Genomic DNA, 12,652 nt, shown 5'->3' on the forward strand with positions numbered 1-12,652 from the left:
GGGGGCGACGCGAACCTAGCCGGGTTCGAACGCATGTCACAAGTCGATGATGCGCAGATCACGTCAAGGTCACAGAGTTGACTTTGCGTCAGTTGGGGCGCTCCGGAGAGGCTTCCTCCGCTTCCGGAACGTTTGGGGTTGTGAAGCGGACCGGAAGCGTGCGCAGGCCACGCATGATCAGTCCGCCGCGCCAGCGCAGCTCCTCGGGGGGAACGGCGAGTTCCAGATCCGGCAGACGCGTCAGCAAAGTCGCGAGCGCCGTCTGGCCCTCCAGCCGCGCCAGCGGAGCGCCCAGGCAGTAGTGGATTCCATGCCCGTATCCGAGGTGCTGATTGTCGCTCCGCGCGAGGTCCAGCGTGTCCGGGTCGTCGAACCGCGCCGGGTCGCGGTCGGCCGCCGCGAGGACGACGAGCACCGGATCGCCCGCCGGGATGTCCTGGCCGCCCAGGGTCAGCGGCTCGGTCGCATAGCGCCAGGTCGCCAGCTCCACGGGACCGTCGTAGCGGAGCAGCTCCTCGATCCCGGTCGCCAGCAGAGCGGAATCACGGGCGGACCCACCGGCGGACCCACCGGCGGACTCCCCGGCGGCGGCGAGGGACTCCTGGAGGAGCGCGCGCTGATCCGGGTTCCGCAGCAGCGCGTAGGTGCCGTTGCCGATCAGGTTGATGGTGGTCTCGAACCCCGCGAACAACAGCACGAAGCACATGGCGGTGGCCTCGGCCTCCGTCAGGTGGTCGCCGTGGTCGCTCGCCCGGATCAGGTCCGAGATGAGGTCGTCGCCCAGGTCGTCGCGCTTCCGGTGGATCAGTTCCCCGAGATAGGCGCGGATCTTCTTCACGGAACGGGCGACCCCGCCGCGCGGCCCGCCGCCGTGCCGGATCATCATCCCGGCCCAGTCGCGGAAGTCGTCCTGGTCCTCTCGCGGTACACCGAGCATCTCGCAGATGGCGTAGATGGGGAGCGGGAAGGCGAACTCGTGGATCAGGTCGGCCTCCCCCTTCTCCGCGAAGGCGTCGATGAGGTGGTCGGTCAGTTCCTGCACCCTCGGGGTGAACTCGGCGACCCTGCGCGGGGTGAACGCCTTCGACACCAGCCGCCGCAGCCTGGTGTGGTCCGGCGGGTCGATGTTGAGCAGGTGGGTCATCAGGCCCGCGCTGCGCTCCCCGGGGATGCCCGTCTTCCCGGGCTCGGCGTGGTGCACCGGATTCTTGCTGAGCCGCTGGTCGGCGAGGGCCTGGCGGGCGTCGGCGTACCGGGTGACCAGCCAGGCCTCGACCCCGCTGGGGAGCGTGGTGCGGTGCACGGGCGCGTGCTCGCGCAGCCAGGCGTAGGCCGGGTAGGGGTCGGTCGCGAACTCCCAGGTGAAGAGTTCGGGTCCGGCGTCGCTCCCGGTGACGGGGCATCCGGCGAGGGGCTGGGCGGGGGTCTGTTCGTGCACCACGCGACGGTACCCCGGCCGCGCCCGCACATCCCATATGACTGGTTTTCCGGGGCTGGCCGTAGATCACCCTTCCCTTGACCCCGGGTTCGCGGCCACTCCTACTGTCGCTCTTGTGGACGTGAAGATCTTGAAGAGCAGCTTCGCCGTGGTGGAGAGACGGGCCGAACACGCGGTCAAGTACTTCTACACCCACCTGTTCTGGCACAACCCCGGCATCCGGGACCTCTTCCCGGCCGCCGCCCGCGACATGGAACGCCAGCGCGACCGGCTCTTCGCCGCGCTCACCCACGTCATCGCGCACATCGACGACGAAGGCCTCATCCCCTATCTCCGGGACCTCGGCCGCGACCACCGCAAGTTCCTCGCGGCCCCCGAGCACTACGACGCCGTCGGCGCCAGCCTGCTCGCCGCGCTCGCCCAGGCCAGCGGGCCCGCCTGGACCCCCATCGTCGAGAAGGCCTGGAGCGAGGCCTACCGGGCCATCGCCGATGTGATGACCGCGGCCGCCGCCGCGAGCCAGGATCCGCCGTGGTGGGACGCGGAGGTGGTGCGCCACCTCCGCTACGGCACGGACATCGCCGTCCTGACCCTGCGGCCGCACCTGCCGCTCCCCTATCTACCCGGCCAGTACGTCAGCGTGAGCAGCGCCCGGGTGCCGACCACCTGGCGCACCTACTCCCTCGGCAACGCCCCGCGCGCCGACCACACCGTCGACCTCCACGTCAGCCGGATCGACGGCGGCCGCCTCAGCACCGCCCTGGTCGAGGACGTCGCGCCCGGCGAGGTGCTGCGGCTCGGCGCGGCGGGCGGCCGGGCCGTCCTGCGCCGCGCGGACCGCCCCGCCACCTTCATCGCGGCCGGGACGGGCTGGGCTCCGGTGCGCGCCATGCTGGAGGAGCTGATGACCCGGCCGCCCGAGCACGACGTACGGCTCTTCGTGGTCGCGCGCGACGGGGCGCACCTCTACGACCGGCCCCTGATCGACGCGTACGAGGCGGCGCACCCGTGGCTCGCCGTCACCTACATCACCCCCGCGCCCGGCCGCCACCGCAACGAGGCCACGGCGCGGCTCGCGACCGCGCTCGGCCACCGGGGGCTCTGGCCCGACCAGGACGTCTACCTGAGCGGCCCGCCGCAGTTCGTCGGCGAGACCACCGGCCTGCTCCAGGGCCTGGGCGCCCAGCCGGCCCGGATCTTCCACGACGCGGTGCCCGCCGTCTCCGGGCCGGGCCACGACCGGCCCGTGGGCTTCGGCGAGTGGTTCCTGAACCGCCCCGACCCGCACTGGCACGACCCCGGCGGCCGCACGTAGTAGAGGAGCACCCATAGAAGAGACAGGGTTAAAGGGGAGGGACTCCCTCGGCCGCGCGGATCGCGTCCCGGTAGACCCGGGCCGCCGCGCGCAGTGCCGTCTCCGGGTCGGTGCCCGCCGCCTCGGCGCGCGCCGCCAGCGCCAGCAGTTCGTACCCGATGCCCTCGCCCGACGGCAGCGGCACGTCCAGGCCGCCCGCGCGGACCCGGCCCGCGAGCTTCGCCGCGAGCGCCAGCCCGGGCTGTCCGACCGGTACCCCGTCGGTCACCGATTCCCGCTGCTTCTCGACGGCCTTGGTGCGCTCCCAGATCTCCTTGACGTCCTGCGCGGTGGTGGCCACCTCGTCGCCGAAGACGTGCGGGTGCCGGTGGATGAGCTTCTCGACCAGGCTCCCGGCCACGTCGTCGATGGAGAAGGGCCCGCCGTCTTCCCCGTCTTCCCCCTCCCCTCCTTCTTCGGCGATCCGCGCGTGGAAGACCACCTGGAGGAGTACGTCGCCCAGCTCTTCCCGCAGCGCGTCGCGGTCGCCGTCCTCGATGGCCTCGACGAGTTCGTACGCTTCCTCGATGCCGTACTTCGCCAGGCCCTCGTGGGTCTGCGTCGAGGTCCAGGGGCAGGCGCGCCGGACCCGGTCCATGACCTGGACCAGATCGAGCAGCCGGGCGCCGGGCAGGTCGTAGGAGCCGGGCAGCAGTTCCAGGTCGGGCATGGAGACGCGGCCCGAGCCGGCCAGCCGGGCCAGTCCGTCGGTGAGCCGCTGGTCGCCCTCGCCGCTCGGCAGGATCACCACGGTGCGGCCGCCCGCGCAGGCCTCGACCAGCGCGTGGGCGTCCGGGACCGCCGCCTCGACCTCGACGCCCGCCTCCCGCAGGTACGGCAGCTGCGGGTGCGCGGGGTCGGCGCACAGCACCCGGTCGGCCGCGTGCAGGGTCTGCCAGGCGGACCAGGACAGCAGGCCGGGCGCGACCCGGTGGCTGGCGGTCAGCAGGACGATCCGGCCGGTGGGCTCGGAAGCGGGCTCGGCGGGCGCGGAAGCGTGGTCGTCGTTCACTCTTCCGAACCTACCTCCGGTGGCGGCTCAGGCTCCCGCGGGGGCCTGTTCGGCCTTGCTCTTCTGGTTCACCCAAGGGGTCTCGGCGTCGCCGAGGGCGATCTGTTTGGCGTCCCAGGAGCCGTAGCGCGGGTTGACGTCGATGTGCAGGTCCTGGGCGGCCTTGCCCAGCACGCCGAGGACCTTGTCCTGGCCGAAGCGTTCGCTGAGCTTGCCGAGGAGCAGCCGGAAGCGGAGTTCGCCGTCGATCTGGTCGGGCGCGAGCGGGACCCGGTCCTGCAGGGCCACCTGTTCCAGCTGGTCGAGGCCCTTGGCCCGGTCGATCTCGGCCTTGCGGGCGTCCTCGACGTCCTTGGTGCTGACCGACAGTCCGGCGTCGTCGGCGGCCTTCTCCAGGACGCGCAGCTGGATCATCTTGCCGAGCTTGATCCGCTCCAGGCCGGGGCTGGCCTCGATCAGCCGCTCCGGCTGCTCGGCGTGGCTCTGGGCCGTGCGGACGTCCTTGACCTGCGCCTGGAGCGCCGCGGTGGTGATCCGTTCGCCGCCGACCACGGCCGCCGTGCCGGGGCGCACCTCGGCGGAGGAGCAGGCGGACAGGAGGGGGGCCGCCACGAGCAGGGCGGCGGATACGGAGAGCGCTGTGCGACGGTGCAAAGGAGCCTCCCGGGCCGGGCTGGATTGTGCTTTGGTGCACAAGGGCCTTGCGGTGATCGATAGTATGCAGTCCGGGGCGTCCCAGCTACCGCTTCGACCAACGATTCCAAGGGTGTTGGGGTGCGCGTTCACTCCTCGGCCATCCGGCGGTCTCCCGTCGCTGCGAGGGTCGGCCCACCATGCCGACACCGCACTCTCCACGCCTCCAACGCTCCCGCAGCCTGGCCGGCGCGGCGCTCGCGGGGCTGCTCGCCACCGTGGCCGTCTGCGCCGGGGACGCCGCCGCGCGCGTCTTCCCGTACGGGCATCGTCACCGCAGCGTCAATGACCTGGGCAATCAGTTCGTCCCCTTCCACGCCCACCTGTGGGACCTGCTGCACGGGCGGGCGGCCGGGGACCTGCTGTTCAACTGGCAGTCCGGCTTCGGGACCGCCTTCCTGCCCGACTTCGGGACCTATCTGAGCAGCCCCTTCGCCCCGCTGGTCGCGCTGTTCCCGCGCGCCGACATCGACCTCGCCGTGTATGTGGTCACCGTGCTGAAAATGGCGGTCGCGGCGGCGGCCATGGCCTGGCTGCTGCGCACGCAGCGGCGCGGGCCGTGGTGGGCGGCCGGGCTCCTGGGGGCCTCGTACGCGCTGTGCGGGTGGTCGGTCATCGAGGCCTCCTACAACACGATGTGGCTGGACGGCCTGATCGCGTTTCCGCTTCTCTGTCTGACGGGTGAATGGGCGCTGCGCGGGCGCCGCCCGGTCGCCGCCCCGCTGGTCGTCGCGCTCTGCTGGACCGCGAACTTCTACACCGCCTACATGGCCACCCTCGGCGCGGCCCTGGTGCTGCTGGTGCGCCTCGCGCTGACCCGCGAGGGCCTACGGGGGTGTCTGGTGGCGCTGCGGGCGGCCGGGAGCACCGCGCTGGGGCTCGCGCTGGCGCTGCCGGTGCTGCTGCCGCTGTTCCTCAGCTCCAAGCAGGCCTACCCGGGGTGGACCCGGCAGTTCGCGCCCGCGCCCTGGCAGGACGTCTTCGCCCGGCTGCTGCCCGCGACCTACAGCTTCTCCTCCCCCGCCCTCTTCGTGAGCGGCGCGACCCTGCTGCTGGCCGCCGCGCTGCCGCTGCACCGGGGGGTGCCGCGGCGGGCGCGCTGGTGGTGGTCGGGGCTGGTCGTGGCGGTGCTGCTGTCCTTCCAGTGGACGCCCACCCATCTGGCCTGGCACGTCTTCGCCACCCCGAACGGCAGCCCGTACCGGCAGACCTTCGTGCTGGCCGGAATCCTGGTCATGGCCGCCTGGACGGCGCTTGCCGCCGGGCGCCCGGACCCGCGCGCGCTGGCCGCCGGGGCCGGGCTCCTCGTGGTGCTGCTGCTCGCGGCGACGGGCAGCGCGCTGGCCGGTCCGGTGGCCTACGGGCTCGGCGCCGCCGGAATCGCGGCCGCCGCGGCGGGCTGGTGGCTGGCTTCCGGCCGCCGCGCGCGGCGGGTCCTCGCGGCGGGCCTGCTCACCCTCACGCTCGTCGTCCAGGCCGCCGCGACCACCGCGTGGGGGCACAAGGGCACGCTCGGCGGCCTCGACGACTACCCGTCCTGGGGCGCCGCGCACACCGCGCGCGCCGACGCCCTCGCCGCCGCCGACGGCTGGCCCGCCTACCGCACGGACCCGGGCCGCCCCGCCCTGACCGGCAACGACCCGCTGTTGCTCGGCGGGGAGGGCGGCTCCTACTACAGCAGCCACACCCCGGACGTCCTCACCCGCACGATGGCGGCCCTCGGCGCGGGCTGGACCTCGCGCGGGCGCAGCGTGCAGAGCCTGGACAGCCCGGTGACGGACGCCGTGTTCGCGGTGGGCGCGCGGCTGCGCCCGGACGGCGCGGGCGGGCACGCGGCGGTGGTGCGCGCGGCCGTGGTGCCCCCGCTGGTGACGCTGCGCCCGGACGGACCGCCGCCCGCCTTCGGGCCCTCGCCCTTCCGCAACCAGGAACTCCTGCTGGGGGCCCGGGTGTACGAGGATCCGGTGGCGCCCGGGGTCTGCCGGGCGGGCACGGAGGCCTTCCTGTGGGCGCCCGCCTACAACGGCACGGCCCGCCTCGCCGACGGCGTCCCCTTCCGGCTGAACGGGAACGCCCCGCGCAACCGGGCCGCCGTCCAGCCGCTCGGGGCCTCCCGGGGCGCGGGCTCGGCGCTGGTCTTCGACCAGGGGGCGCCCGCCGCGTGGACCCTGGCCTGCCTGGACCGGCCGCTGCTGGACGCGGCGGCCCGGGGGCTGCGGGACACGGGGGCGGTCTCGGTGACGGTGGGCGCCCACGCGGTACGGGCCACCCTGGCGCCGGGGAGCACCGGCACGGCGGTCCTGTCGGTCCCGGCCGTCCCCGGCTGGACCTGCGACGGGCGAGCGGCCGGCGCCTATATGGGCCTGGTCGCTGTCCCGGTGCCCCCGGGCCGCACCACCGTGTCCTGCGCCTTCTGGCCCCCGGGCCTGACCCCGGGCCTCGCGGCGGCGGCCCCGGCGGCGCTGCTCCTGCTGGTACTACTGGCCCGTTCGGCGGTGCTGCGGCCGCGGGCGGGCGAAATCCAGCCCCGCCGGCGATTGAGGCGCCCCCAGAGGGGAGGCGGGCCCGCGGACGGGGCGACACGACCCAGGACCTGACTCAGCGGACCTGACCCAGCCACTGGAGGGTGCGGCGGACCTCGGTCGGGAAGGGGTGCGCCGGGCCGTGCAGGTGTTCCGCGTCGAACAGCAGCCGGACCAGGGCGTCGTGGGCCGCCGCCCGGTCGCCCAGCGACAGCAGCAGCTGCGCGATGCGGCGGCGGACCTCCAGCGGCAGGCCGGGGTCCGGGTTGGCGTAGTGGTTCTCGAAGAGCGGGAGCAGCGCGCGGTACTCGGCCAGCGCGGCGGCCGGTTCGCCGAGCTGCTCCAGGCACTGGGCGGCGTCGTAGCGGAAGCTCAGGGACTGCGGGTCGCCCGCCGGGAACTCCTCGGCCAGGCGCCGCAGTTCGGGCAGGGCACGGCGGTACTGGCCGTCGTCCATCAGCGTGGCCGCGTACTGCTTGCGCAGGGACCGGACGACGGGCGAGCGCTCCCCGTGCTGGGCGACGGCGGCCGGGAGGATCTCGCCGAGGATGTCCCCGGCCTGGGTGAGGCGGCCCTCGTCCAGCAGCTTCCTGGCCTCGTCGACGGCGGCCGGGACGTCCCGGCGCACCGGGGCGGCGGGCGGGGCCTCGGGGCGCGGCGCGGGGACGGTGACCCGGTCGGGCCAGGGGGCCTGCGGGCGCAGGAAGGGGCGGGTGGGGTCCAGGGGGCCCGTGGGGCTGCCCTGCGAGGGCAGCAGCGGCACGAGCGCCTCGTACACCTCCTGCGCGGAGGCGGGCCGGTCCTGCGGGTCCTTGGCCAGCAGGTGCATCAGGACCGCTTCGAGGCGGGGCGGCACCTCGGGGCGCAGCTGGCGCACCGGGAGCGGGGGCTCGTAGAGGTGCCGGTGGAGCACGCCGAGGGCGGTGGACCCGGCGAAGGGGACGTTGCCGCTGAGGAGTTCGTAGAGCAGCACGCCGAGCGCGTACAGGTCGGTGTACGGGCCGACGGCGCCGCCCATGGCCTGCTCGGGGGCCATGTAGGCGGGGCTGCCGATCGGCGAGCCGGTGTGGGTGAGGCGGGTGGTGTCGGTGTCCAGGACGGAGGCGACGCCGAGGTCGAGGACGGTGATCGTGCCGTCGGGGCGCACCATCACATTGCGCGGCTTGAGGTCGCGGTGCACGATCGGCACCGCGTGCACGGCGGACAGCACCGAGCACAGCTGCGCGACCACGGAGACCGCCCACGGCCAGGGGTACGGATCGTGCTCGGCCAGGTGGTCGGCGAGGTCGGCGCCCTCGACGTACTGCATGACCAGGTACAGCTCGTCGCCGTCGCTGCCCGCGTCGTGGACGGTGACCAGGTTTGGGTGGTCGACCTGGGCCGTGACCCGGCACTCGCGCACGAAGCGGCGGCGCAGCTCCTCGGCGACGGTCCCGGGGCCGGCCACCTTGTCGGGGCGCAGCAGTTTGACGGCCACCCGGCGGTCGAGGCGCCGGTCGTACGCCGTCCAGACCTGGCCCATGCCGCCCTGGCCGAGGACGGTGGCGAGCTGGTAGCGCTCGCCGATGATGCGCTCGGTCACCGGCCGGACTCCCACGGGCCGGGCTCCCGGCCGTCGCGCTGCTCGGCCTCCTGCTTGCGCAGCAGCTCGCTCAGCTCGTCGAGTTCGGCGCGGACCTGGCCGATCCGCGCGGGCGGCGGGGTCTGCGGGGGCGGGGGCTGGGGCGGGTGCGGCTGCGCCGGGACGGGCGTGGCGGGCTGCGGCGCGTAGCCGTACCCGTACGGCTGGGGCTGAGGCTGGTGCGGCATCGGCGGCGGGGACCAAGCGGTGGGCGCGGTGGGCGCGGTCCGCTCCTGGTGGCGCAGGTCGGCGTAGAGGAAGTAGGCCAGGGTGGCCACGCCGGTCGCCAGCGACAGCACCATCCCGACGTCGGTCTGCGTGCCCTTGGCGTCGGGAACCGAGTCGGAGCCGATCAGCCCGAAGCCGACGACACCGCACACGGCGGAGAGCACGAAGAGCCCCCAGTCCCGCCCGGCCCGGGTGACGATCGCGAGCCGCAGCATGGTGACCCAGCTCAGGAACCCGAAGCTGAGCAGCGGCACCAGCGCGAAGAGCACGCGCAGCGCCACCGCGAAGGCCTGGCTGCGCTGGTTTCCGTACCGCTGAGGCGGCGGCGGGAGGCCGGGGCCGTGCATCGCTGCTCCTGACGGGCTGGGCGCGCTGTGGGGGACGCTTCTCGGACGTGCTCGGGTGTGAGCGTATACACCGATCCGTCCGGCCGGTCAGGGGATGCGCACAACCGTTGTGCGGCGGCTCACCCGGCCTCCGGGTCCACCCTGACCGTGCCGTCCGCCAGCCCGTCGTAGAGCCCCTGCACCAGCTGCTCGCCGAGCCGTCCGGCGAGCCGGAGCGCGTCCTCGAACTCGGCGAGCGCCCGGAAGCGCTCGCCGTAGCCGCGCTGGTCGGCGAGCGGCAGCCGGGGCAGCTGGAGGCGGCGCACGTCGAGCCGGGTGGCGGTGGAGGCGTAGCTGGAGGCCTGCCGGTTGTTGGCGGTGCCGCGCAGGAATCCGGCCAGGAACCAGGGGTCGATGGCGGCCGGGTCGGGGCGCAGCAGCTGGAGGTTGCGGCCGAGCGCGGCGCCCGCGTCGGCCGGGCCGACGACCCGGGCGACGGCGGCGGCGCCGACGACGGGGACGACGATGTCGCCGGGCTCGGTCAGGACGGGCTCGTCGGCGGAGTCGGCGAGGGTGCCCGAGGGGGCGGTGCCCGCGTACACGTCGTGTTCGGTGAGGACGGGGACGGGCACGGCGTCCTTGCCGACGGGCCCGCTGCCGGTGCCGGTGCGCAGCACCAGGGCGCCCGCGCGGGCGAGTTCGCCGATGGTGGTGCCGGGCAGCCGGGCGGGGTCCGCGGCGGGTTCGGCGGGGGGCGGGGTGAGCCGGGTGACGCGCTGGAGGGTCTCGTCGAGCCGGGCCCGTACGGCGCTCAGCGCGGCCGGTCCGCCGCCCGCGGCGGCGGGGGGCAGATGGCGGGCGGGGGTCAGGTCCACGTCGTCGTCGAGGAGTTCGATGACGGGCACGCAGCGGCTCAGGCCCGGCGTGCCGGGGACCTCGTCCGGGCCACTCGCGCCGTCGTACGCCGTCCAGGCGGCCAGTACCGCGTCGTGCACGGCGGGCCACGCGGCCCGCTCGCGCCCCTCGCCGCCGCCGAGGTCGGCGGTGTCGACGAGCAGCAGCCCGGGCGGGACCTGGGCATGCGCGGCGGGTTTGCGCAGCACCCACAGGTGCAGGGGGATGCCGTACGGGGGCGCGGCGCCGGCCGGGAGCGCGATGACGGCCCGCAGCGCGCCGCGGCGCAGCAGGTCGGCGCGGATGCGGCGGCCGGAGCGGCGGGCGGCGACGGCCGGGGGCATCAGCAGGACGGCGGTGCCGCCCTCGCGCAGATGGGCCAGGGCGTGCTGGACCCAGGCGAGTTCGGATTCGGTGCGGGCGGGGAATCCGTACTCCCAGCGCGGGTCGTAGGCGAGTTCCTCGTGGCCCCAGTTGCGTTCGTTGAAGGGCGGGTGGCAGAGCACGGCATCGACGGCGGGCCGCGGGAAGGCATCGGCGCGCAGGCTGTCGGCGGCGGCGGCGCGGACCTCGGCGGTGCCGTGCAGGGCGAGCCGGAGCGCGGTGAGCGCGGCCAGTTCGGGCGCGGTGTCCTGCCCGTACAGGGCGGTCGGCGCGGCGACGGCGCGCAGCAGGCCGCCGGTGCCGCAGGCGGGGTCGAGGACGCTGCGGGCGCCGGTCCCGGCCAGGGCGGCCATCAGCTCGGCGGGGCCGGGCGGAGTCAGCGTGTACTGGCGGGGGTTCGCGTCGAGGTGACGGCCCAGCAGGAACTCGAAGGCGTTGCGGGCGCCGAGTTCGGCCGCCAGCCCGGCGGCGGCGCGCAGCAGCGGCATGGAGGCGGTGGGGGGCACTGCCTGGTCGGCCAGGGCGTGCCCGTGGCCGAGGCGGGCGGTGAGCACCTGGGCGAGGACGGGCCGCAGCAGTGCGGCCATCCGCTCGTCGGAGACGGCGCTCAACTCCAGCCAGTCCGTGGGCCGGTCGTGTACGACGAGCAGCGCGCAGCCCGCTTCGACGAGCCCGGCGACGGCTCCGGCGGGGTGGGCGGTGATCTGCTGCCAGACGCGCTCGCGCGGGGGGACCTCGGCGAGCTTGCCCTGGGCCCGCAGCCAGTCCTCGACCTCGGGGAGGGCGAAGGAGGGGCTGGTCTCGGTGCCGCCGACGGGCCGGGGGAAGTCGGCATGGCGGCGGCGCCAGTTGCTCACCGCGGCGCGGCCGACCCCGGCGAGGCGGGCGATCTCGGCAGCGGTCACCTCTGTGGGGTTATCCGGCATGGACAGAGCATAACCCGTACACAGTTGAGAGATCACTTCACAGCGTGAACGGAATCAATCCATGGGTGCGTGTTGACTCGGTTCACAGTCTCTGTTGTGATTACCCCCGTCGCACCACCCCCCGCACCACCCCCGCACCACATGCACCCCCCTCCCCCCTGCCTGTAAAGAGAGCCCCCGTGCGCCCTGCCCGCATCACCGCCGCCGCGATCGTCGCGACCACCGCCCTGTTCACCCTCACCGGCTGCTTCCCCTTCGGCAGCGACCCCGACGCCGGCGGCCCCTTCCCCGGCCAGTCCGGTTCACAGGTGGCGAACAAGTCCCTCGACACCCTGCGCGGGGCGTCCACCCTCACCATGACCGGCACGGTCCGCGACAAGGGCAAGCCGATCAAGCTCGACATGGCGATCAGCAAGGCCGGGGACTGCAAGGGCTCGATGTCGGTGGAGGGCGAGGGCTCGTTCGAGCTGATCCGCAACTCTCAGTTCGTCTTCATGAAGGCCGACGCCGCCTTCTACCGCACCCAGTTGAAGGACCTCCCGAAGGACCAGCAGGACGCGGCGCTCCAGCAGCTGCCCGGCCACTGGGTGAAGACCAAGGCGTCGGCGCCCGACTCCAAGGAACTCGCCGCGATGTGCGACTTGAGCGAACTGCTCAAGCAGTTCGACAAGAGCGAGGGCGCCAAGAAGGACGGCGTCGTCCAGCTGTCGGGCCAGAGCGCGCAGAAGATCACGACGAAGACCACCGACGGCACCGAGAACCTGTACGTCGCCACCACCGGCGAGCCGTACCTCCTCAAGGCCGTCGAAACCGGCACCGACGCCTCCGACGTCTCCTTCTCCGGCTTCAACCAGCCCGTCGACGCCAAGTCGCCCACCAGCGGCGTCATCGACGGCGACGGCTGAACCCGGCCCCCCGCTCCCGTCGCGCCCGGTAGCCGCCTCGCAGGGGAGGGCAGCTCCCGGGCGCGCCGGGGCCTCCACGGCCATCACCCCTCAGCGCGCGAGAGGGATCAAAGGCGCGTACCGTCACAAACGGGATGACGGAAGGAGCCTCGTATGGGGATTTTCGACAAGTTCAGGGACCAGGCGAAAGCCAAGGGCAAGGACATCTCCGACAACCTCGAACAAGAGGCCAACGAAAAGACCGGCAACAAGTTCACGGATCAGATCGACAAGGCCCAGCAGCAAGCGGAACAGAAGCTGGGCATTGACGACGACCCGAAGAAGTAACCACGCACCGGCCGCGGCGGGT

10 protein-coding genes are annotated in these 12,652 nt (G+C 73.9%); 4 read left to right on the plus strand and 6 right to left on the minus strand.

Going from position 1 to position 12,652, the window contains the following annotated elements; genetic code table 11:
* Nucleotides 1-88 precede the first annotated feature (88 nt).
* Entirely contained in the window at nt 89-1,438 is a 1,350-nt protein-coding gene (locus OHS33_RS14505) for a cytochrome P450 family protein (protein WP_330330814.1), read from the minus strand.
* A 115-nt stretch (nt 1,439-1,553) separates the two neighbouring features.
* Between OHS33_RS14505 and OHS33_RS14510 the strand changes: the two genes are divergently transcribed.
* A complete protein-coding gene (locus OHS33_RS14510) occupies nt 1,554-2,753 on the plus strand; it encodes a globin domain-containing protein (protein WP_330330815.1) in 1,200 nt (399 codons plus the stop codon).
* A gap of 28 nt (nt 2,754-2,781) precedes the next feature.
* Here OHS33_RS14510 and OHS33_RS14515 read toward each other — a convergent pair whose 3' ends face one another.
* Nucleotides 2,782-3,804 (minus strand): nucleoside triphosphate pyrophosphohydrolase, encoded by a 1,023-nt coding sequence (locus OHS33_RS14515; protein ID WP_330330816.1) that lies wholly within the window; start codon nt 3,802-3,804, stop codon nt 2,782-2,784.
* A gap of 27 nt (nt 3,805-3,831) precedes the next feature.
* Entirely contained in the window at nt 3,832-4,458 is a 627-nt protein-coding gene (locus OHS33_RS14520) for a SurA N-terminal domain-containing protein (RefSeq protein WP_330330817.1), read from the minus strand.
* A gap of 179 nt (nt 4,459-4,637) precedes the next feature.
* Here OHS33_RS14520 and OHS33_RS14525 point away from each other — a divergent pair, with 179 nt between their 5' ends.
* A complete protein-coding gene (locus OHS33_RS14525; protein ID WP_330330818.1) occupies nt 4,638-7,094 on the plus strand; it encodes a YfhO family protein in 2,457 nt (818 codons plus the stop codon).
* 1 nt (nt 7,095) lies between these two features.
* On the opposite strand, the gene OHS33_RS14530 is transcribed toward OHS33_RS14525, so the two are convergent.
* From OHS33_RS14530 to OHS33_RS14540, 3 genes are all read right to left on the minus strand, one after another.
* Nucleotides 7,096-8,601, minus strand: coding sequence for a serine/threonine-protein kinase (locus tag OHS33_RS14530; RefSeq protein WP_330330819.1), 1,506 nt, complete (start codon nt 8,599-8,601; stop codon nt 7,096-7,098).
* Nucleotides 8,598-9,215, minus strand: a complete 618-nt coding sequence (locus tag OHS33_RS14535; RefSeq protein WP_330330820.1) for a hypothetical protein — start codon at nt 9,213-9,215, stop codon at nt 8,598-8,600. The genes OHS33_RS14530 and OHS33_RS14535 overlap by 4 nt, the downstream gene beginning before the upstream one ends.
* A 119-nt stretch (nt 9,216-9,334) precedes the next feature.
* Entirely contained in the window at nt 9,335-11,398 is a 2,064-nt protein-coding gene (locus OHS33_RS14540; RefSeq protein WP_330330821.1) for an N-6 DNA methylase, read from the minus strand.
* Nucleotides 11,399-11,577: 179 nt separating this feature from the next.
* Between OHS33_RS14540 and OHS33_RS14545 the strand changes: the two genes are divergently transcribed.
* A complete protein-coding gene (locus tag OHS33_RS14545; RefSeq protein WP_330330822.1) occupies nt 11,578-12,303 on the plus strand; it encodes a hypothetical protein in 726 nt (241 codons plus the stop codon).
* A gap of 153 nt (nt 12,304-12,456) precedes the next feature.
* Entirely contained in the window at nt 12,457-12,630 is a 174-nt protein-coding gene (locus OHS33_RS14550) for an antitoxin (RefSeq protein WP_330330823.1), read from the plus strand.
* Nucleotides 12,631-12,652 lie beyond the last annotated feature (22 nt).

Origin of the sequence: Streptomyces sp. NBC_00536, from assembly GCF_036346295.1 — a bacterium.
In the GTDB taxonomy this organism is placed as follows: domain Bacteria; phylum Actinomycetota; class Actinomycetes; order Streptomycetales; family Streptomycetaceae; genus Streptomyces.

What these genes read in the sequence shown, in the direction of transcription:
- OHS33_RS14535 (WP_330330820.1), bottom strand. Translation starts at nt 9,215, where the DNA reads ATGCACGGCCCCGGCCTCCCGCCGCCGCCTCAGCGGTACGGAAACCAG.
- OHS33_RS14550 (WP_330330823.1), top strand. Translation starts at nt 12,457, where the DNA reads ATGGGGATTTTCGACAAGTTCAGGGACCAGGCGAAAGCCAAGGGCAAG.
- OHS33_RS14525 (WP_330330818.1), top strand. Translation starts at nt 4,638, where the DNA reads ATGCCGACACCGCACTCTCCACGCCTCCAACGCTCCCGCAGCCTGGCC.
- OHS33_RS14540 (WP_330330821.1), bottom strand. Translation starts at nt 11,398, where the DNA reads ATGCCGGATAACCCCACAGAGGTGACCGCTGCCGAGATCGCCCGCCTC.